This is a genomic window from Alteromonas salexigens, assembly GCF_025628895.1.
GTDB classification, from domain to species: Bacteria; Pseudomonadota; Gammaproteobacteria; order Enterobacterales; family Alteromonadaceae; genus Alteromonas; species Alteromonas salexigens.
On record NZ_JAOTJC010000007.1, the window covers coordinates 367,111 to 387,915 of the forward strand.

20 protein-coding genes are annotated in these 20,805 nt (G+C 55.6%); 6 read left to right on the plus strand and 14 right to left on the minus strand.

What is annotated here, in order from left to right; genetic code table 11:
• Positions 1–15 precede the first annotated feature (15 nt).
• The 9 genes from OCL06_RS09105 to gmk form a co-directional block, all read right to left on the minus strand.
• Positions 16–696 (minus strand): response regulator transcription factor, encoded by a 681-nt coding sequence (locus tag OCL06_RS09105; RefSeq protein ID WP_262993683.1) that lies wholly within the window; start codon positions 694–696, stop codon positions 16–18.
• 209 nt (positions 697–905) lie between these two features.
• Positions 906–1,379 carry a peroxiredoxin gene (locus OCL06_RS09110; protein WP_262993685.1) on the minus strand — a complete coding sequence of 158 codons (474 nt, stop codon included), beginning with the start codon at positions 1,377–1,379 and terminating at the stop codon, positions 906–908.
• A gap of 9 nt (positions 1,380–1,388) precedes the next feature.
• On the minus strand, positions 1,389–2,147 hold the full coding sequence (locus tag OCL06_RS09115; protein WP_262993687.1) for a class I SAM-dependent methyltransferase: 759 nt from the start codon (positions 2,145–2,147) through the stop codon (positions 1,389–1,391).
• On the minus strand, positions 2,140–4,212 hold the full coding sequence (gene recG, locus OCL06_RS09120) for an ATP-dependent DNA helicase RecG (RefSeq protein WP_262993689.1): 2,073 nt from the start codon (positions 4,210–4,212) through the stop codon (positions 2,140–2,142). Before recG ends, OCL06_RS09115 begins: the two co-directional genes overlap by 8 nt.
• A gap of 205 nt (positions 4,213–4,417) precedes the next feature.
• Positions 4,418–5,137: a tRNA (guanosine(18)-2'-O)-methyltransferase TrmH gene (gene trmH, locus OCL06_RS09125; protein ID WP_262993691.1), complete on the minus strand. Its 720-nt coding sequence runs from the start codon at positions 5,135–5,137 to the stop codon at positions 4,418–4,420.
• A gap of 4 nt (positions 5,138–5,141) precedes the next feature.
• On the minus strand, positions 5,142–5,528 hold the full coding sequence (gene ridA, locus OCL06_RS09130) for a deaminase RidA (RefSeq protein ID WP_262993693.1): 387 nt from the start codon (positions 5,526–5,528) through the stop codon (positions 5,142–5,144).
• Positions 5,529–5,551: 23 nt separating this feature from the next.
• The gene (gene spoT, locus OCL06_RS09135) at positions 5,552–7,660 is read right to left on the minus strand and encodes a bifunctional GTP diphosphokinase/guanosine-3',5'-bis pyrophosphate 3'-pyrophosphohydrolase (protein WP_262993694.1); all 2,109 of its coding nucleotides are present in this window, start codon (positions 7,658–7,660) and stop codon (positions 5,552–5,554) included.
• Positions 7,661–7,806: 146 nt separating this feature from the next.
• A complete protein-coding gene (gene rpoZ, locus OCL06_RS09140) occupies positions 7,807–8,079 on the minus strand; it encodes a DNA-directed RNA polymerase subunit omega (RefSeq protein ID WP_262993696.1) in 273 nt (90 codons plus the stop codon).
• A 116-nt stretch (positions 8,080–8,195) separates the two neighbouring features.
• Positions 8,196–8,837: a guanylate kinase gene (gene gmk, locus OCL06_RS09145; protein WP_262993698.1), complete on the minus strand. Its 642-nt coding sequence runs from the start codon at positions 8,835–8,837 to the stop codon at positions 8,196–8,198.
• Positions 8,838–8,980: 143 nt separating this feature from the next.
• Between gmk and OCL06_RS09150 the strand changes: the two genes are divergently transcribed.
• The 5 genes from OCL06_RS09150 (at position 8,981) to OCL06_RS09170 (ending at position 13,835) form a co-directional block, all read left to right on the plus strand.
• Positions 8,981–9,652 carry an alpha/beta fold hydrolase gene (locus OCL06_RS09150; protein WP_262993700.1) on the plus strand — a complete coding sequence of 224 codons (672 nt, stop codon included), beginning with the start codon at positions 8,981–8,983 and terminating at the stop codon, positions 9,650–9,652.
• A 130-nt stretch (positions 9,653–9,782) separates the two neighbouring features.
• Positions 9,783–10,718, plus strand: a complete 936-nt coding sequence (gene hemC / locus OCL06_RS09155; RefSeq protein WP_262993702.1) for a hydroxymethylbilane synthase — start codon at positions 9,783–9,785, stop codon at positions 10,716–10,718.
• Between the two features lie 4 nt (positions 10,719–10,722).
• Positions 10,723–11,439, plus strand: a complete 717-nt coding sequence (locus OCL06_RS09160) for a uroporphyrinogen-III synthase (protein WP_262993704.1) — start codon at positions 10,723–10,725, stop codon at positions 11,437–11,439.
• 3 nt (positions 11,440–11,442) lie between these two features.
• Positions 11,443–12,663, plus strand: a complete 1,221-nt coding sequence (locus tag OCL06_RS09165) for a uroporphyrinogen-III C-methyltransferase (RefSeq protein ID WP_262993706.1) — start codon at positions 11,443–11,445, stop codon at positions 12,661–12,663.
• Positions 12,660–13,835 (plus strand): heme biosynthesis HemY N-terminal domain-containing protein, encoded by a 1,176-nt coding sequence (locus tag OCL06_RS09170; RefSeq protein ID WP_262993708.1) that lies wholly within the window; start codon positions 12,660–12,662, stop codon positions 13,833–13,835. Before OCL06_RS09165 ends, OCL06_RS09170 begins: the two co-directional genes overlap by 4 nt.
• Positions 13,836–13,873: 38 nt before the next feature.
• Here the strand turns inward: OCL06_RS09170 and OCL06_RS09175 are convergent, their stop codons facing one another.
• From OCL06_RS09175 to OCL06_RS09190, 4 genes are read right to left on the minus strand one after another with little or no spacing between them, the layout of a single operon-like run.
• On the minus strand, positions 13,874–14,890 hold the full coding sequence (locus OCL06_RS09175) for an ABC transporter ATP-binding protein (RefSeq protein ID WP_262993711.1): 1,017 nt from the start codon (positions 14,888–14,890) through the stop codon (positions 13,874–13,876).
• On the minus strand, positions 14,890–16,410 hold the full coding sequence (locus OCL06_RS09180) for an ABC transporter permease (RefSeq protein WP_262993713.1): 1,521 nt from the start codon (positions 16,408–16,410) through the stop codon (positions 14,890–14,892). The genes OCL06_RS09175 and OCL06_RS09180 overlap by 1 nt, the downstream gene beginning before the upstream one ends.
• Complete coding sequence (locus tag OCL06_RS09185) at positions 16,407–17,444, minus strand: extracellular solute-binding protein (protein ID WP_262993715.1); 1,038 nt, start codon at positions 17,442–17,444, stop codon at positions 16,407–16,409. Before OCL06_RS09185 ends, OCL06_RS09180 begins: the two co-directional genes overlap by 4 nt.
• A 9-nt stretch (positions 17,445–17,453) precedes the next feature.
• Complete coding sequence (locus tag OCL06_RS09190) at positions 17,454–18,263, minus strand: hypothetical protein (protein ID WP_262993717.1); 810 nt, start codon at positions 18,261–18,263, stop codon at positions 17,454–17,456.
• A gap of 409 nt (positions 18,264–18,672) precedes the next feature.
• On the opposite strand from OCL06_RS09190, the gene OCL06_RS09195 reads away from it, so the two are divergent.
• Positions 18,673–19,899, plus strand: a complete 1,227-nt coding sequence (locus OCL06_RS09195) for a threonine/serine exporter family protein (RefSeq protein WP_262993720.1) — start codon at positions 18,673–18,675, stop codon at positions 19,897–19,899.
• Positions 19,900–19,904: 5 nt separating this feature from the next.
• Here the strand turns inward: OCL06_RS09195 and OCL06_RS09200 are convergent, their stop codons facing one another.
• Complete coding sequence (locus OCL06_RS09200; RefSeq protein ID WP_262993722.1) at positions 19,905–20,804, minus strand: YcjF family protein; 900 nt, start codon at positions 20,802–20,804, stop codon at positions 19,905–19,907.
• Between the last annotated feature and the right edge of the window lies 1 nt (position 20,805).

Below are 20,805 nucleotides of genomic sequence, written 5' to 3' on the forward strand. Positions count from 1 at the left end.
TTAGCGCTGTTCGCCTTAACCGGGACCCACATGCTGCATATAGTTCTGACTCCAGAACAGCAACTCGATGCGGTTTTTACAGTGGGTTTTACGAAAGATGCTGTAGATATGGGTTTTCACCGTGTTGATGCTGATATGCAGTTGCTCGGCGATGTCCCGGTTCTGCGCCCCCCGGGCGACCAGCTCCACGATAGCCCGCTCTCGTTTGGTGAGAACCGTTGACGGGGTTAGCAGATCATCACTGGTACGCGTTAACGGGCCAAAGGCTTGTTTCATTTTCTGGCGTAACACCCGCAGCGCACTGTTCAGTGACTGCCGACAGAACCATACATCGTGGTTGTGCACTTGCCGGAGCCCTTTGGCAACCAGCTCAGGCGGATCATCTGCGTAAAAGGCCCCTTCAATACCGGCCAGAATAGCACCGGACTCATCCAGCTCACCGCTGGGCAGGTTATACAGCACCCAGCGACCCGCACCCTGATACTGGCGGTAGGCAGGCATGATGGAGGCCGGATCGGTGGCATCAAAAAACACCAGGGCGTCATCTTCGGTTTCAGGTAGCTGGGCCACATCGGGGGTAACTGAGTAGCCGTACCCACACGAGCCCAGCAACCGGATGAAGGTTGCACCGGGTGCGTTCTGAGGTGCAGTCGGGGTAACAACGTAAATTGGTGTAGTAGTCATAGCATCACTCATTTTTTACCCTCCTTGGTAAACAACGAATGTGAACTGTCACGCATGTTCGTGACATACAAAGAAAAGATTCGAATGCGAAGACTGGCCAGACATGGCCACGCCAGGGGGCGTCCCCTGTTACCAGTATAAGCATACTACCAACAGGCTAAATTTCCACCAACAGTGGATTAAAAAAGGCGACCGGGCAGCCGCCTGTTTACCTAAAGGCTTTACAGCGCCTTGAGCATGGTTTCCGCGTCGCTGACTTCAAAGCGACCCGGATCTTCAATATTCAGCATTTCTACCCGGCAATCATTCACGATCATCGCGTAACGCAATGAACGGATCCCGCCGAATACGCTGGTGTCCATATCCAGGCCAATGGCTTTGGTGAACTCTGCGCTGCCGTCGCCTATCATTTCAATAGCGTCGGCATTGTGGGCTTTACCCCAGGCATCCATAACAAAGGCATCGTTTACAGCCAGACACACGATGGAGTCGATGCCTTTGGCTTTGATTTTATCTGCCAGCGCCACATAACCCGGCAAATGGGCATGGGAACAGGTGGGCGTGAACGCGCCGGGCACTGCAAATAATAGCACCCGCTTACCACCAAACAGGTCGTTGGTTTTCGGGTTAGTCATTTCGCCGTTTTTCAGTTGGCTAAAATCTGCTTCTGGCAGCGTACTTCCTTTTTGGATCATGGTGTTCTCCTAGGCTGTTTTTGTTATGTATACATCGAAACGATGCTTTTTGCCGCTAATTGCCATTGTGGGCGGTGTGTCGTTCAGCGCGCCAGCATGGTTGGGACGTTTCACCGCTACCCGGTAGTGGGCCAGTGCACACGCCGGGCTAAGTAAGTCACCCGCGTCATCATCCGGCCCCACCAATTGCTGAAATATGCGCATTTCTTTTTTCACCAACGCCGATTTCTTCTTGTGTGGAAACATAGGGTCAAGAAAGACTGCATCTACCCGTTCCGCATCCCAGTATTGCATTACCTGTGCGCTATTACCATGGTGCAATGAAAACCGCCCGGCGAGCTCACTATCGGCGCTGGCCAGCCGGCGAATACCGTCTTCCAGCAGGGCGGCTACCACCGCTGAGCGCTCTATCAGTGTGACCCGGCAACCCACACTGGCCAATACAAAGGCATCGCGCCCGAGTCCGGGCGTGGCATCCACCACATGGTAATCGGTATGGCCTTTCAGGCCGATGGCTTTCACAATAGGCTCACCCTTGCCCCCGCCGTGTTGTTTGCGGTAAATACTGCTGCCAGACAAAAAGTCTACCCGCACCGGGTGCAGCTTAGGCTCGGAAAAGTCTTTCAGGCTCAGACCCTGTTCATCCAGCAGCAGTCCAAATTCAGCGGGGGGCTGTGCAGAAACCACAAAGCCCCAGCGGTCGGCCAGCTGCCGGGCATGATCTTCCAACTGCGGGTCAGCTATATACAACTGCATTGATTCAGGCATGCCCATACTGCTCCTTCTGGCCTATCCAGCGGTTAATAATGGCCTGAGCGTGACTGGGGTAGTTCTCCCACAGATGACCAGCGATATTTTGTACCTGGGGAATAATGCCGGCATCGCGCACCAGGTCAGCGATTTTCAGTTCAGCCAGCCCCGTCTGTCGAGTGCCCATGAGTTCACCGGGGCCACGGATTTCCAAATCTTTCTGGGCGATAAAAAAGCCATCGTTAGACTCCCGTAATACCCCTAACCGCTGGGTCGCGGTTTTGGACAGCGGGCTTTGGTACATCAACACACACTGGCTCTCTGCCGTGCCCCGCCCTACCCGGCCACGCAACTGGTGAAGCTGCGCCAGACCCAGGCGTTCAGGGTTTTCAATAATCATAATACTGGCATTGGGCACGTCCACTCCGACTTCGATGACGGTGGTGGCCACCAGCAAATCCAGCCGGGCATGCTTAAAATCGTCCATGACCTGCTGTTTCTCGGCCGGTTTCAGACGCCCGTGCACCAGTCCTACCCGCAAATCGGGCAAAGCAGTGCGCAGGGTCACCGCGGCATCTTCGGCAGCCTGACATTCCAGCACGTCTGACTCATCAATTAAGGTACAAACCCAATACGCCTGGCGGCCCTGATCTTTACAGGCCTGTTGGACCCGGGCAATGACATCGGCACGCCGGGTATCTGGCAGTACCACAGTGGTCACCGGTGTCCGGCCAGGCGGCAACTCATCAATAATGGAGGTGTCTAAATCGGCATAGGCCGTCATCGCCAGGGTTCGCGGTATGGGGGTGGCCGTCATAATCAACTGATGAGGGAAGCGCCCCTGCAACTCCCCCTTTTCCCGTAATGCCAGGCGCTGATGCACTCCAAACCGGTGTTGTTCATCCACTATCACCAGTGCCAGGTGCTGATAGCTTACCTGTTCCTGAAAAATAGCATGGGTGCCCACCAGCATCTGAATGTCACCGCTTTGCAAGCGGGTGAGCACTTCATCCCGGGCTTTTCCTTTCAGCTTACCGGCCAGCCAGCCGACTTCAATGCCCAGCGGTGCCAGCCATTCGCGGAAGTTGTTGGCATGTTGCTCGGCTAACAGCTCAGTGGGCGCCATCAGCGCCACCTGATACCCAGCGCCAATAGCGGACAGCGCCGCCAGTGCGGCCACCAGTGTTTTACCTGAGCCTACATCACCTTGCACCAGACGCATCATAGGGCGCGACCGAGCCATGTCCTGCTGAATTTCTGCCACCACCCGCTGTTGCGCGCCAGTTGGGGCGAACGGCAAGGCACTGAGTAGCTTGTCTATCAGCCGGTGATCCACATCCACCGGAATGCCGGGCTGGGCATCGGATTGCTGACGGACTTTAAGCACACTGAGATGGTGGGCCAGCAGCTCTTCAATAATTAACCGGTACTGGGCCGGGTGGGCCCCTTCTTCCAGCTGGGTTAACGACACATCCGGCGGCGGCCGATGTACCAGATACAGGGCGTCGCGCAGGCTCACCTGTTGCTCGTACATACCATCCGGCAACAGATCGGCCAGCCCGCCTTTGTCGAGCAAGGCCAGGGCCTGGTCAGACATATTACGCAGGGTAAGCTGTTTAACGCCGTCGGTGGTGGGATAAACCGGGGTAAGGGTTTCTGCGACCGGTGCGGAGTCCGGGTCGACCAGGGCAAACTCCGGATGCATCATTTCCAGACCCCATTTGCCGGTACGAATTTCTCCGAAACACCGGACTTCGTTGCCGGGAGTCATAATATTACGCTGGGGTGCGCCGAAATGGAAAAACCGCAGGGTGATGGTGCCCGTGCCGTCCGACACTTTCACCACCAGCATCCGCTTCTTACCGTACTGAATGTCGGCGCTTTTCACTTCACCCTGAATACTTACATGGGTAAAGGGGCGGCAGTCCTGCACGGCATATATCCGGGTGCGATCTTCATAGCGAAGGGGTAAGTGAAACAGCACGTCCTGCACGGTAGCCAGATTCAGCTTCACCAGCTTTTCTGCCACCTTGGCACCCACGCCTTTTAGTGCCGTCACAGGCATCAATGCTAGAGATTGCATGGTGGTGATTATTCCTTCCCACTGCCGCTCCCGCCGCCTGACGCCGCTGCTACCGGTAAGTGCCAGGGTCTGGCCGGGTAGCGCGCAAAGGGGCTGGGTATGTGTTTAAAACTGTGCGGGAAGTGTAAAGGATTCTAAGATCGTTGGCGAGCCACCTGCCCGGCATTTATCCTTTCGGACAGGTAGCCGGGCGGGCTGGCAGCCATTAGCCGGCGGCTTCGTCAGCCTGCAAGGCGGCCACGGCCGCGGCAGATAACTGCATTTGCTGCCACCAGTCGTCGCTGGCGGCAATCTGGCCGTGCTCGTCGATAGGCGGATAAGGTAAGCCTTTGCGCACGCATAACTTTTGCAAGCGCGGGAAGCCCCCTTCAAACAACATCCGCTGGCATTCGTCTTCTGGCAAGTGTTGGGTGTCGTAGCACCCGGCAATCTGCCGCTGACGCTGAGCTTCATACAGCACCAGTGCGGCGGCCACCGACACATTCAGCGACTGCACCATGCCCACCATGGGGATCACAATGTCCTGATCGGCCATAGCGATGGCTTCATCGGTTACACCGTATTTCTCCTGCCCGAATAACACGGCGGTGGGTTTGGTGTAGTCCACATCACGAAAGTCCACGGCGCTGTCTGACAGGTGCGTGACCAGTACCTGCATGCCCTGTGATTTCAGGTTGCCGATAGCATCGGAAATATTGTCGTGGTTATCTACCCGTACCCACTGCTGGCTGCCCATTGCCGTGCCGCCGCGCAGTTTGTACTTTTCTTCCCATACGGTATGTACCCGGTGAATGCCGATAGCATCACAGGTACGCACAATAGCCGACACATTGTGAGGCTTGTGCACGTTTTCCAGGCATACCGTAAGGTCGGTCTGCCGTTTCGCCAGTACATCTCGGATGCGCTGGTATCGCTCTGGCGACATGTGCTTACTCCGGCAGCTCCATAACCCCATCAATTTCAATCTGCGCGCCTTTCGGCAACGCAGATACCTGTACCGCAGCACGGGCCGGATACGGCTTACTGAAATACTGGCTCATGATGTCGTTCACTGTGGCGAATTGCCCCAGGTCGGTCAGGAAAATATTGATTTTAACCAGGTCATTGGTGGTACCACCGGCAGCTTCGCACACGGCCTGAATGTTATTGAAAACCTGCGTGGCCTGCTCGGCAAACTCGTCAGAGACCATTTCCATGGTGTCTGGTACCAGCGGGATCTGGCCCGACAGATAAACGGTAGTGCCGGCTTTCACGGCCTGACTGTAAGTGCCAATAGCGGCGGGAGCGCGATCAGTCTGAATAATCGATTTCGACATAGTAGATCCTGTTCGTTGTCTCGTTAGTGTCTGGATTGACTGTGACGGGAGACGCGTTGCACCTCTGGCATGGTGCGTATTTTGCGCATGACGCGCGCCAGATGCACACGATTGTGCGTGGTAAGTTCAATATCAATGAAGTAGATATTGCTTTCTTTCTCTTCTGTTTGCAGCCCGATAATGTTCGAGTCGCAGCCAGAAATGGTGTTCGTGAGGGTCGCCAGAGTGCCCTGATGGTTGTACAGCTCAATACGCAGCGACGCTTTAAATTCACCCTGCAGTTTGTCGTCCCACTGCATGGGCAACACCCGCTGAGGCTCTTCACGGCTCAGTTTACGGATATTGGTACAGCCGGTCTGGTGAATAGTCATGCCTCGGCCGGGGCTTAGCACAGCCACAATCTCATCATCGGGGATGGGATAACAACAGCGCGCATAATGTACCAGTAAGCCTTCGGTGCCGCGAATGGCCACATGCCCTTTCTTGTCAGGCAAATCGCCGCTTTCGCCCAGTAACCGGCGCGCCACAATGGCACTCAGCTCGTTACCCAGCCCAATGTCCACCAGCAGCGAATCAAAATCACGGTGTTTGGTTTCTGCTACTACCCGTTCAATATCATCCTGATCGATGTTTTCCAGCTTCACCGCACCCAGTGCGTGACGCAGCAGACGGTTACCCATATTGACCGCCTCCTCAGAGTGTTGTTTTCTGAGGTACTGACGGATGCGGGTACGTGCCCGGGCACTGACCACAAAGTTCAGCCAGTTGGCGTTGGGTTTTGCCTTCGGCGAGGTAATAATTTCTACGGTCTGACCGTTTTCCAGCGGTTTACTGAGGCTGTAATTGCGCCGCTCTACCCGCACACCCACACAGGTGTTGCCGATATCGGAATGCACCGCGTAGGCAAAGTCGACGGCGGTAGCACCGGTGGGTAATTCTATAATCCGGCCATCCGGAGTAAATACGTAAATTTCATCGGGGAACAGATCGGTTTTGACCGACTCGATGAATTCAAACGATGAACTGGCCGACTGTTGCAACTCCAGCAGTGACTGCATCCACTTACGTGCCCGTAACTGGGCGGTGGTATCGCTGTCACCGGGCTCTTTGTACAACCAGTGGGCCGCCACCCCTTTATCGGCCATTTGATCCATGGCCTGGGTACGGATTTGCACTTCCACCGGGATCCCGTGGGGACCCACCAGCGAGGTATGCAGCGACTGATAGCCGTTGGTTCGGGGAATGGCAATGTAATCTTTAAAACGGGTTTCAATGGGCTTGTACAAACTGTGCATCGCGCCCAGCGAACGGTAACAGTTGTCTACCGTGTCGACCACAATCCGGAACGCATAGATGTCCATTACCTCGTTGAACATCAGTTCTTTGTTTTTCATTTTGCGGTAAATGGAGTACAGATGCTTTTCCCGGCCCAGCACCGTTGCGGCAATGCCGTATTCGGTGATGCGGGTTTCCAGCTCGTCGCGGATGTTATCGATAATTTCTTTACGGTTACCCCGGGCCTGCTTCACGGCTGACTTCAGCGCGCGGTGTCGCATGGGGTACATAGCCTGAAAACCTAAGTCTTCGAGCTCGTTTTTGACCTCATGAATACCCAGCCGGTGGGCGATGGGCGCGTAGATCTCGAGGGTCTCAAGGGCAATCCGGCGGCGTTTATCCGGCCGCAGCGCGCCTAAGGTGCGCATATTGTGGGTGCGGTCGGCCAGCTTGATGAGGATCACCCGAATGTCCTGCACCATCGCCATCATCATTTTGCGGAAGTTTTCGGCCTGGGCTTCCTGTTTGCTGTTAAAGGCAATTTTTTCCAGCTTACTCACGCCTTCCACCAGCTCTGCCACAGTGTCACCGAACGACGCCGCTAAATCTTCCTGGCTGTAGTGGGTATCTTCAATCACATCGTGAAGCAGCGCTGCCATCAGCGTTTCGTGATCCAGATGCATGTCGGCAAGAATGCCTGCCACCGCCACCGGGTGGGTAATGTACGGATCGCCACTGGAGCGCATTTGACCGTCATGGGCTTCATGCGCCAGCACGAACGCCTCCTGCACCAGTGTGACGCGGTCAGCTGGCAGGTACTCGGCGATTTTTTGTTTTAACCCTTCAAACAGATACACGGCAGGTAATGAAGTCCATTGAATTGTTAGTAAATGTCACCGTTAAGAATACGGTGAAATAAGGGGAAAGCCAATGCCAAAACGCCAGCGCACTTTGTTCAAGTACACTGGCGTTCTTAATGGGGTATTACGCGCGTGGGGCGTAATTACTGCTCAGAAAGGATATTGGCTACCGATGCAAACTCGGCGCTGTCCTGTTGTTCCTGATCGCGCAGATGTTCCTGTTCCAGCGTACTGGCATCTACCAGGCCTTCTTCAATTTCACGCAGCGCAGTAACCGTGGGCTTGTCATTCCCCACATCAACCAGCGGATCTTTTCCTTCAGTGGCAATTTGACGGGCACGGCGTGCTGCAACCAGCACCAGGTCAAAGCGGTTACCAATCTTATCTACAGCATCTTCTACGGTTACGCGAGCCATTAGTTTCTCCGAAAATAGGTTGAGCGAGTATTTCAAAAAACGGCCGCGTAGTATATAACACCGCTGGCCGCGATCCTAGTGTTTTGTGCGATTTAACAACAACGGGATCCGCGATCCTATTTGGCGCTGGTCAGCTGCGCCAGTAACACGTTATGGCGGATATCCTGCTTACTGGTACGTTGCCGCTGGGCACACACAATAGCTTCCAGTTCCTGCAGTGCAGTCGCAAAATCGTCGTTGACCAGCAAGTAATCAAATTCATTGTAGTGCGACATTTCCGACACTGCTTCGCGCATCCGCGCTGCAATAACATCGTCGCTGTCCTGTCCCCGCTTGGTCAGCCGTTCCCTCAGTACGTCTACGGACGGCGGCAGAATGAAGATCCCGCACGCATCCGGCAGCAACTTTTTCACCTGCCGGGCACCCTGCCAGTCAATATCCAGAAATACATCTATACCACGGTGCAGGGTTTGTTCGATGGTCACCCGGGAGGTACCGTAATAATTACCGAAGACTTCGGCCCACTCAAAGAACACGCCTTGTTCAATCAGGCTTTCAAATTGTTCGCGGCTGACAAAGTGATAATGCTCGCCGTCTACCTCGCCCGGGCGGGGTGCGCGGGTGGTGTGTGACACTGACACCTGCATCGGATACGGGGCATTTTCGCCATGCTTTTCCATTAACGCTTTGATCAAGCTGGACTTTCCAGCACCTGAGGGCGCCGCGAGTATAAACAGGTTACCGAGTAAAGAAGCCATAAGTTAATTAGTATTATCAGCAATTGGTCATTTCAGGGCACAATGGTAGCATAATGTGATGCTAAGCCGGAACGCTAGCCACAGACGGTTTTTGTGACGGTAACCACCACCCGAATTGCTGACAATTGAAAGGACAGGTTCAGATGAGTGAGAGTTTATTACCCTGCGTCGAGATTAACCCCGCCCAGGAGGCGACAGCCTGTGTTATCTGGCTGCATGGTCTGGGTGATTCCGGGCACGGCTTTGCCCCCATCGTGCCGGAACTGAAACTGCCCGACGAGCCCGCTATCCGGTTCCTGTTCCCCCATGCGCCTGAACGCCCGGTAACCATTAATAATGGTATGCGTATGCGCGCCTGGTACGACATTAAGTCGCTGGATTTTAACAGCCGCGCCGACTTAGACGGGGTGCTGGACTCAGCAGCTCAGGTAGAACGGTTAATCGAATCCGAGATTGAAAAGGGGATCCCCGCTGATCGTATTCTGCTGGCCGGGTTCTCTCAGGGCGGTGTGATTGCGTTGCACCTGGCTGCCCGCTATTCCCGCAAACTGGCAGGCGTATTGGCGCTGTCTACGTATATGTGTGAGCCTGACCGGCTGGCCAGTGAAGCCAGTGATGTGAATCGCGACACGCCCATCATGATGGCCCACGGCGAACAAGACGAAGTAGTGCCCATGGTACTGGGCAAGATGGCCTATGAGGCACTGAAAAGCAGTGACTTCACCGTGTCCTGGCACAGCTACACCATGCAGCACAACGTGTGTCTGCAGGAGCTTAAAGACATCAGCCACTTTATCAGCGAGCGCTTCGCCTAACCTGCCGTTACTGGCTGTGGGCATCCGGCAGCCAGCAATTGATTGACTGCGGTCACAGGTTCCCGGTGCGTGATGCAGTGGTTTTCGCTAGAATGCTCGTATTACTGAGCAGACATCACGCAGGACACCCATGACCGCGACCACTTCACGCACTATTCGTATTGCCACCCGCAAAAGTAAGCTGGCCATGTGGCAGGCCGAATTCGTCCAGGCTGAACTACTTAAACACCACCCTCACCTGACCGTGGAACTGGTGCCAATGAGCACCCAGGGCGACCGTATTCTGGATACGCCGCTGGCTAAAATTGGCGGTAAAGGGCTGTTTATTAAAGAACTGGAAGTGGCCATGCTGGAAGGACGCGCCGACATTGCGGTGCATTCAATGAAAGATGTGCCGGTGGCCTTCCCCGAAGAGTTTGGCCTGCACGCTATCTGTGAGCGGGAAAACCCCTTTGACGCATTTGTTTCCAACCACTTCGACTCACTGGATGCGCTGCCGGAAGGCGCGGTAGTCGGTACCTCCAGTCTGCGTCGGCAGTGCCAAATTCGTAAGCACCGGCCCGATCTGCAAATTCGCGACCTGCGCGGGAATGTGAATACCCGCCTGGCGAAACTCGATAACGGCGATTACGACGCCATTATTCTGGCCGCCGCCGGTTTGATCCGTCTGGAAATGGCAGACCGCATTAAGGCACCGCTGCCGCCGGAAATCTCCCTGCCCGCAGTTGGCCAGGGTGCCGTTGGCATTGAATGCCGTAATGACGATGCCGAGTTGATTGCGCTGCTGACCGACCTGAATCATCACGATACCCGCACCCGGGTTACCGCAGAGCGGGCCATGAACACCCGGCTGGAAGGCGGTTGCCAGGTGCCGATTGGCAGTTACGCCACCCTGGATAACGACGTGCTGACCATCACCGGTATGGTAGGCAAGCCAGACGGCACCACGCTGTTGTTTGCGTCTGCGACCGGCGACCGGTCGCGGGCCGAAGAGCTTGGCGTGGAAGTGGCAGAATCCCTGCTCGAACAAGGGGCGGGTGAAATCTTGCAGGCTCTGTACAACTAACCTTATGTACCTGATTACCCGCCCCCGTCCTAAGCTGAACGCCACTGCCACGGCTTTTACGGAGGCGGGGCTTACTGCCGCCGTTATTGCTACCAGTGATATTGACTATTGTCAGCCTGACATTGACGCTCTGCGTCAACGGTTGCAGGCTGAACCACCCCAGACGCCGCTCGTGGTAACCAGTGTGTTTGCCGCCCAGGTGTTGCTGGACCTGCCCGCTCAGTATATAGCTAAGCGACATATTGTTGCGGTGGGTGACGCTACAGCCCGTGCCTTGGCGCAATGCAACACAGTCATTGTGATCCCGCAGCCGCAGACATCCGAAGGCGTGCTGGCGCTGCCGGCACTGTCCGCAGCACAATGTCGGTCAGTGGTTATAATAAAGGGTGAAGGGGGACGTACCGCCATCGCTGATACACTAATATCGCGGGGCATTGCGGTAGCTGCGTACTGTGTATATCGCCGGGTGCGGTTAGCCGAACCGATACAATCGAACCATTGGCAGTGGTCGCACGTAAAAGGCATCATTGCCACCAGTGAAGAGATGGCGAGTCAGTTATGGCAACAGGCGCCACAGGCGCAAGCCGCTGCCCTTCCCTGGCTGACAGTCAGTGAACGGGTGGCCTGCGCTATTCGGGCACTGGGGGTTAAGGACGTTGCCGTTAGCGCTGGTGCTAGCGACCACGCATTGATAAAGTGGGTTAAGGAATTCTGGGAGTAGAACATGAGTAACCACAACGACAAGGACAAGCCGGAGGAGGCCTTACCGCCAGCTACCGTATCTGATGAGCCACCCGCCTCTGAGCATGTGGAACCCGCACCTACCGAAACCGACACCGAGTCAGAGACTGACAATCAACCCGAACCGCCTAAAAAAGCCAAAACCGGCGCGCTTTGGTTTATGGTGATAGTGTGTCTGCTATTAATTTTTGCCCTGGCTGGCGGTGCTTATTGGTACGAGACCCAGCGCACTGATAACTCCCAGGCGTTAGCGGATGCTCAGCGTACTCAGAGCGATCAGGTTAACGAGTTACAATCCACCTTGTCGACGCTGCGCAGTGAACTGGCCGCACTGAAAAATGAACGGCAGACCCTGCGCGGTGAACTGGATAATCTTGCCAGCAGTGATCAGGAAATTATTCAGCAGTCAAAGTCTGTGCAGCAACAAACCGAGTCACTGCAGCAGCAAATTGAAAACCTGGAAGGTCGCCGTCCTGCCGACTGGCTGATTGCAGAAGCCGACTACCTGGTGCGCATGGCCGGCCGCAAACTGTGGTTGGAACAGGATGTCCGCACCGCCATTATGCTGTTGGTGAATGCCGATAAGCGCTTGAAATCACTGGCCGACCCCTCCGTATTGCCGGTGCGGGCCAAACTGGCTGAAGATATTCAGGCATTGCAACAACTCAACCCTATTTCCCACACCTCTGTGGCGCTGGCCTTGTCTGGCATGCTCGGTCAGGTTAAGGCCCTGCCCCTGGATACCTTTGAAAAGCCCGCTGGCACCGGTGACACCAGTGGCAGTGAGGTGTCCGACTCACCTGACGACTGGCTGGCTAATCTGAAAGCGGTGTGGCGTTCGCTGGTTAACGACTTTTTGTCTGTGAAGGAACTGGATGGTCCGGTGGAGCCGGTGATGAGCCAGGAAACCCGTTGGCTCATAAAAGAGCAGCTGCGTTTTCAGCTAATGAATGCCCAGTCCGCCGCACTGAATGCCAACCAGCCACTGTATAACCAGTCGCTGCAAAACGCGCTGGCCATACTGAAAGAAAAATTCAGTATGGATGATGCCAAAGTGAGTGGCTTTATCACTGCCCTGAACAACCTCATCGAAACCGACGTCAGCCGTGAAATTCCTACCAAGCTGGCCGCTCAGCAGCCACTGGAAAATCTGCTCGAGCAAAGGGTTAAACAAGTCTTCGGGCAAGGAGCCAGTGCACTATGAGACGGTTGCTGATTGCCTTGTTATTTATTGTGGTCGTGGTGGCGGCAATGATTGCGGCACCCATGATCATTGGCGAAAAAGGTTATGTGCTCATTACCATGGGCAACACAGCCATAGAAATGACCGTGATCAGTCTGGTAATTTCGGTTGTGGTAGGGCTGGTTGCGCTGTGGATAGTACTTAAACTGGTGTTCTGGATAGCCAGCCTGTTCAAAGGCTCTCACCGTTGGTTTGGGAAACTGGGCGAGCGCCGTCGCAAGCGGGCGTTTTATCGTGGCCTGCAGGCGCTGGTAGAAGGTCAGTTAGAGGATGCCAAAAAGGCTTTTCAGCACACCACCGACGGTGACTTTGACGGCGTTAATTATTTAGCGGCCGCCCAGGTCGCCCGGGCGCTGGATGAGAAAGAGCGGGTGCGAGCCCTGCTGAGTGAAGCTCAAGACTACCCCAATGCAAAAGTCGCAGCCACCCTGGTACAGGCGCGGCTGGACATGGAAGAAGGCAACCATGAACACGCCTATGAGCGCTTAGACAAACTGGACGAGAAAAACGCCGACCATACTCAGGTAGTGAAGCTAAAAGCCGAGTGTCTGGCCCGGCTTGGCCGCTGGCAGACACTGGAAGACAATCTGCCGGGATGGAAAAAACACCTGGATAAACCCAGTTTCACCCGCTGGTCGCAGCAAATTGCCAAGGGTAAGTTTGCCGAGATAGCCAGCAAGCAGGGCGCCAATGCCCTGAAGCAGCACTGGCAAACGCTACCCCGTAAGTTACGGCACGATACCGCCTATCAGGCCGCCTACGTACAACAACTCCTGGAACAGGGTATGCACAGCGATGCGCAGGACTGTTTGTTGGAATGGCAAAAACGGGGGCCCGAGCCGGAATTTCTGCCGTTGATGAAACAGCTCAATCTGGCCAATGCGGCACCAACCCTGGCGGCACTGGAAAAGTGGATCAAGAAAGACAGTGACAACCCCGCGCTGTATTCCACACTGGGCCATGTGGCCTTCCATGCCGGCGATGATGCACTGGCGGAAAAGGCGCTGATGAAAGCCATCACGCTGTCAGAAGACAAGCAAGACTTGCTGGTGTTATCCCAGCTTAGTGAGCAGCATCATGATAGTGCCAAAGCACTGACGTTCTATAAGCAAGGTATGGCCCTGGCGGAGTAACCAGGCATTGGCATCACCGGCTGTGGCCGGTGATCTCATCAGGCTTCTTTGGCGAACGCCGCTAACGGGTGGGTAGTAGTGAGTTCCAGTTTGGCCCGTTCACCGGGCTGCAGGGCATTTTCGTGACTCACCCGTACTTTCATCTGGGTACCATTATCCAGCGTCACCGCATAGAGGCGGCTTTCCCCTTCGTAACGCTCCCAGTCTACGGTACTATTGGCAGCATCACTGTGCGAGACCAGTGACAAATCGTCCGGCCGCACCAGAATATCCACCGCCCCACTGGCACCATTTACCGGCGTACCCGGGACCTCACCGATATCTGTTTTGGCATTGCCGTCATGCAGCACGGCCGGTAAAAAACTGGCTTCTCCCAGAAAGCGTGCCACAAAGCGGCTGGCAGGCGTGGCATAACAGGTTTCCGGGGTGTCTATCTGATCCAGCACACCCTTATTCAGAATGCCTACCCGGTCGCCTACCGATAAGGCTTCTTCCTGATCATGGGTCACCCAGATAGCCGGCACACCGGCTTCTTTCAGGGCGCCACGAATTTCCCAGCGTAAGCTGTCTTTAAGGGCGGCATCCAGATTGGACAGCGGCTCGTCCAGCAGCACGAAGGCAGGTTCATGAGCCAACGTACGCGCCAACGCGACCCGCTGTTTTTGTCCACCGGAAAGCTGACCCGGCTTGGCATCGCGAAACTGCTCCATACCCAACAGCTCCAGCCAGTGATCGGCCAGCGACGTGTCCTTCAGCCGGAAGCAAACATTGTCTGCCACCGTCATATGCGGGAACAGGGCAAAGTCCTGAAACACCATGCCCACGTGACGCTTCTCCGGCGGCACCATTTTCTGGGGCGTAGCACGCCAGCGGCCCAGTTCAATGGCGCCGTCAGAAATAGGGATAAGCCCGGCCAGCGCCTGCAATATGGTGGTTTTGCCGCAACCGGTAGGGCCTACCAGCATCAGTATTTCGTCATGATCCAGCTCAATATTTAGGTTGTCTACCACCCGGGTAGCCCCATAATTCACACACAAATTACTGACTTTCAGCATTACCGCCCACCATCTTCAGACAGGGTGAATTCCGCCCGGCGTTCGCCGGACAACATCAACATTAAACCAATACCGGATAATAACACTAACAGCAGGCCAGGTACCGCCGCGCGACCGAAATAGCCAGCTTCGTAGACCCGCCACATATACGTAGCCAGGGTTTCATACCCGGTGGGCCCCAGCATCAGCGTGGCTGGCAGTTCCCGCATGGCTTCCAGAAAGACCAGCGCTGCCCCTGCCACCATGCCGCGCAGCGTGAGCGGCAGGGTAATTCGCAGGTAGGCTTCCCGGGGGCTGGCCCCCAATACCCGGGCTGCATTGACCAGCCCGCTATCCAGTTTTTCGGCGGTGGTACGCACGCTGCCGACTGCTAACGGCAGGAACCGCAACACATAGGCCACCACCAGCAGCGCCAGGGTTTGGTACAGCATGGGTAACTGTAGCCCCAGATACACCAGCGCCGTGCCCATGACAATGCCGGGCACACCAAAGCCGAAATAGGTAATGCGTTCCATTAACCGGCCGGCTTTTCCTGCCAGGGCAGCATAGGCCACCGGCAGCGCACAGATAATGGCCACGATAGCCGCCAGTACCGACGCGTACGCCGAGTTCCAGGCGAACTGCCATTCAAACCCGCCGGTACCTTCCCTGGCCAGCCAGGTCATAAACACCGCCAGCGGTAAAACTACGGCCAGCAACACAACCGGCATAGCCGCCACCAGCATGGCGGAATACTGCCAGCGTGAAGGCCATAACAATAAGTGTTTACCGGGGCGCTCTGAGGCACCGGCGACCCGGGATTCCAAGAATAATACCAGCGCCACGATGACCATCAGTTGCAACGACAACATAGCAGCCTGGCTCAGCCCAAACGCGTTGTATTCCACAAAAATGACCCGGGTAAAGGTGTCCAGCCCCATGATGGCAGGGGTACCAAAGTCTGACAGGGCATAAAGCGCCGCCAGCAGCGCCCCGGCGGCAATGCTGGTGCGCACCCGCGGTAACACCACCCGCCACAAACTGACCCACAGGGACTGCCCCAGCAGCCGCGCCGCATTAATTAAGCTGCCATCCAGGCTGAGCAGAGAGGCCCGGGTGGTCATCATGACAAACGGATAAGTGTACAGCGACATAACCAGCGCTGTGCCCCACAGGCCGCTGACAGAAAACATGGGAATACCGGTGAGCGATTCAATTTCGCCGCCGCGACCAAAGGAAAAATACATGGCGAAGGCGCCGATATAGCTGGGCAGCGCCAGGGGCGCGGCCAGTAAGATCAGCCACAGCCGTTTAAATGGCAGTTGGACATAGGCAGTAAACAGGGCCAGCGGCACCCCAATTAACACGGCGCCGATAATGGTGAGCACCATCAGGGCCAGGGTGTTGCCTAATACCCGCAGGTTGTGGCTGTCGAACAAGGACGCACTGTCGGCCGCCAGCTCAATTAATACTCCCACTGGCAAGAGGGCCAGTACCGCAATCAGGAACGCCAGCGGATACGGCTTCGGCCAGCGTGTCACAGTACGCCGACGTCCCGCATAATATTCAGGGTGGGGCGCAGGTCAGCCAGCTTACGTAAATCAATATCGGGTGGGGACAGGGTGTCCATCGCGGGCAAGCCCTGCGGCGGTGCCACGCCTTCAACCAAAGGAATTTCATAGGCTTCGGTGGCCAGATAAGACTGCACTTCCCGGCTTAGCAGGTAGCGCATGAAATTCACCGGCAAATCACCGTCACTGAGGGCCAGAATACCTGAGGCATTGACCAGGCAACCGGCGTCGTTTTTCGTGAATGCTAAGTCCACGTTAGCATCGGGCTTACCTGACTTCAGACGCAGCGTGTAATAATGATTGGCAAAACCAAGGTCAACTTCACCGCGCTCAACGCCCATCACCACACCCAGTTCACCGGCATACTTCTTGGCATTGCGGTTAACCCCGCGCAACCAGTTGGCGGTGGCTTTGTTGCCTTCCAGCAGGCGCATGGCGGTAACAAAAGACTGGAACGAGGCATAAGCCGGTGCCCAGCCAATAGCCAGATCACTGTCGGCCAGTGCCATAATGTCATCGGGGATAGCGTCGGGTTGCACCCGCTCGGTGTTATAAGGCAAGGTTCTTACCCGCCCGGTCACCGGGGTCCAGCCAGGATACTGAAAACCGGACTTAAGCTGACCGGTGAGATCTGACGGCAGCGGCTTTGCCAGCTGTTGGTCCGTCACCAGACCCACCGACCCGGTATCCACGGCCCAGAATAAATCGGCTCGCTTCACACCGGCCTTTGCTTCGGCAACAATGGTATTGGCCAGCGCGGCGCTGCCGCCCCGCCGAATGCGCAGATTTAGCTTGGGGTTGCGCTTTTGAATAGCTTCAAGAACATTTTCGTACAGACCACCTTCACCGCGGCCCAGATACAGGGTGAGATCGCCCACCAGCGGCGGCAGACTGTCTACCGATACGGCGCCGGGTGACGCCGCCCAACTCAGGCGACTGGCAAACGGCATGCTGCCAAATACGGCCGCCGCACCTAACCCCTGTAAAAATGTTCTTCTATGCATCACAAGCCCTTAAAATACGTCTTTGCGATTCTTCTCAGCGTCTGCCAGCAAGGTTTTGGCACGATCCAGCTTAGTTTGCATGGCTTCTACTATATCGCGCACTGCATCTACCCCGGCATCCTTTTCGATAGCCTGAGGCAGCGTTACGTTGAAGTCTTTTTCAAGATCTTCCACCAGCTCTGCATCATGCTCGATGAGGGCACCTTCGATGCCTTCAAAGCGCTGTAGATAGGTGTCGTGTACCAGTGTGGTGGCAACTTCGGTGAGCTGTTCCGCGTATTTCGCTACCACTTTGTGCAGGCGGTTCTTAATATCGTCTACCACTTCCGGCGCTGTCGTTGGCTCACTTTCGGTGGTACGTACCTTGTCTACCAGCCCTTGTTTCTGGTACTGGGCGGCAAGTTTAACCGCGCCCAGCGCCTGCCACAAGGCCTCTTTAAGCTTCTGCTCCTGCTCACGGACTACCGAAATATCCGCGCCGCCATCAATACCCTGCTTAATGCCGTAAATGGCTTGCCAGATAGAGGCGTAAATCGGTACATACTGGGTCTCGATAGCTGAGTGGAAGTTCACTTCTTCCCAGAATTCAATAAGCTGTGCCGTATCTACTTTACCTTTACCCTCATTGGCATAGGTATCTACCACGGCGCCATACTTGCCTTCCAGCCACTTTACTTCCTGGCTGTAATCGCCCAGGTGTTCAGACAGGTGATTTACCTGATCGGTAATTTCACCGTTGGCCAGAGCGGGCAAGCTCATGCTGCCGGCGGCCAGTGCTACAGCCAAAGCAATGTATCGGGGAGCTTTTGTAAACGTCATAGTATTCGTTCCTGCGTCTGAGTTCTCTGAAAATGATACTTATTATCATTAAGGGAGTAAAGCAAATGCGGATCAATCCGCTGCATACCGCGCGTAAAGAATGTAAACCTGCGCCACCGGCTTCGCTCAGCAGTGCGTATTGTGCGCGTCTCGTTTACGGGTTCAGGCCTGACCCAGTTCAGTTATCACTCGGCCCTCGTCCCGTTTTTGTAGTAAAAACCGCTGTTTTTTAGCTGGCAAGCTACTCGAAATTCGGGGTTGCATGGGCACCACAACAGCGGCGCAAACGGGCTAGCTGCGAAGCGTGAAAAAAATCTAAAAAAGACATTGTATTTCGTCAGCTTCCCACTAGAATCCGCGCAATAATTGGTCAGCATCCCGCTGACCTTCATCGTCTACTGAGAAGCCCGTGGATACCGCTGAATTTATCCAGATCCGAAAGTTTATTGTGAAGCTTGGCAAGATGCTGCACAAGTACGGCACGCCGTCGTTCCGGCTGGAAGCCTACCTGAATGAAGTGGCAACCTATCTGGGTGTGCACGCTTCGTTTATTTCTACCCCTACCTCACTCACGCTGGTTATCTGGAGTGACAAGCATGAAGACGAATATAACCATGCTGCCCGGCTGATGCCCGGCGAGCTGGATATGAACGCGCTGTCGCTTACCGACGAACTGGCCAGCTCGCTGCTGGCCGGGGAACTTACCCTGCAAGAAGCCGATAAGCGGCTCAGTGAAATTGATGTAATGCCCAGCCCGTATGGCAAGCTGGTAACCGGTGCCGCCTTCGGCCTGTCCACCGGCGCCTTTGCAATGCTGATGGGCGCATCGTGGCCGGAAATCTTCTGGTCAGGCTTACTGGGTCTGGTGGCGTATATATGGACGCTGTGGGCCATGCGCTCTAAACGGGTAAACCTGATGCTGGAGCCGGTCACCGCGTTTATCGCCGGTCTGCTGGCCTGCGCAATTGGCCGCTATCTGGACCCCGGCATCAATATACCGCTGATTGTACTATCGTCGGTCATTGTGTTTGTGCCCGGGCTGGCGCTGACCATGGGCCTGGCCGAACTCAGTTCCCGTAATATGGTTTCCGGCACCGCCCGCACTATGGACGCCGTGATGCAGCTGTTTAAACTGTACTTTGGTGCGTTTCTGGGGGTGTCCGCCGGCTTCAGCCTGTTTGGTGAAAACGTGTATCAGCCCGCCGAGTCACTGCCCTACTGGGCCACCTGGCTGGCCGTATTCCTGCTGTGTCTGTCGTTGGTGGCGATATTCCGGACCCGGCTTAAGCATTTGCCGTGGGCCATGACGTCGGCGTTCATTGCCTACAGCGCCACGGCATGGAGCTCTGAGTATCTGGATCAGGGGCTGGGCGCCTTCGTAGGTGCCTTCGCGCTGGGCGTATTTGCCAATGCCTTTACCCGCATTGCCAATCAGCCTGCCACCATTGTGGCCATGCACGGTCTGATCGTGCTGGTGCCTGGCTCAAAAACCTACATTGGCCTGAACTCGTTTATGACCGGCCAGGATTTTGTGCAGGCCGATCACGTAGGTCAGGAAGTATTTTTGATCTTCATGTCGCTGGTAGCCGGGCTGATCTTTGCCAATGTGGTGATGCCCACCAAGAAGGCTCTGTAGGCAGCTTACCGCAACAGTTTCATCAGTGCTTTGCCCAGCCGCACATTCAGTGCGCCGGCTGCCACGGCTTCGGCTGAGTTTTCCATAAAGCGGGCGGTTAGCGAGCCACTGATTTGATTGGCCACTTCGTCAGTGGCCAGGTCGAAAATACTCTGCGCGGCAATGTTCTGCGCCAGTACTTTAAACAGCTGCCAGTTACCCAGCGTGCCTGGCCGTAAACCGTAGACCTGGGCGACCCGCCGGATAGTACGAAAGCTTATCCATACAATCATCAGCGTTTGAATAAGGTGGTTGGGGCTGATAAACGTCAGGCTACCGGCGGTCATCGATTCTTTGTTAATGACCTCCTGCGCCCGCTTATCTACCGGTTTGACCACCGTACGCTGGTATAACGCCAGTGCTTCCTGGGCCGACACATCGCTGTTCAGCGCCTGGGTAAAGGTTTTATAACAGCGGGCGGCATAGCTGTGCGCCGAAAAACTGCTGGCGTGGCGTTTCAGGCTTGCCAGCAGCGCCGCTTTATCGCTGGTTTGCTCCAGTGCCTGATAATCCAGCTGCCGCGACAAATGCTTATTCACGTTCATAAAGCCTTTGGCTTCACGGCCCACCAGCGTCAGCATACATAGCACGAACCCGGCCAGCAGGCTGCCCAGCACCGTAGCCGTGATGGGATAGCTGTCAAAGTAACCCAGCACTGCCTCTACGGCGCTAACTACCCCAAAACCAATGGCGCAGGCGCCGCCCAGCAGTAAGGTGGTGGTGCCCAGCGACAGGCTGCGCTTTTCTGTGCCTGGCTGCCAGGTGGAGTCGTCAATTTTAGCCGGCATGTCGGCTTCAGGCTGCACGGTATTAATGGTGCGTTCGGTAACTTTAGAGCGATAGCGCTGCGTAGTGTCTGCTGACATG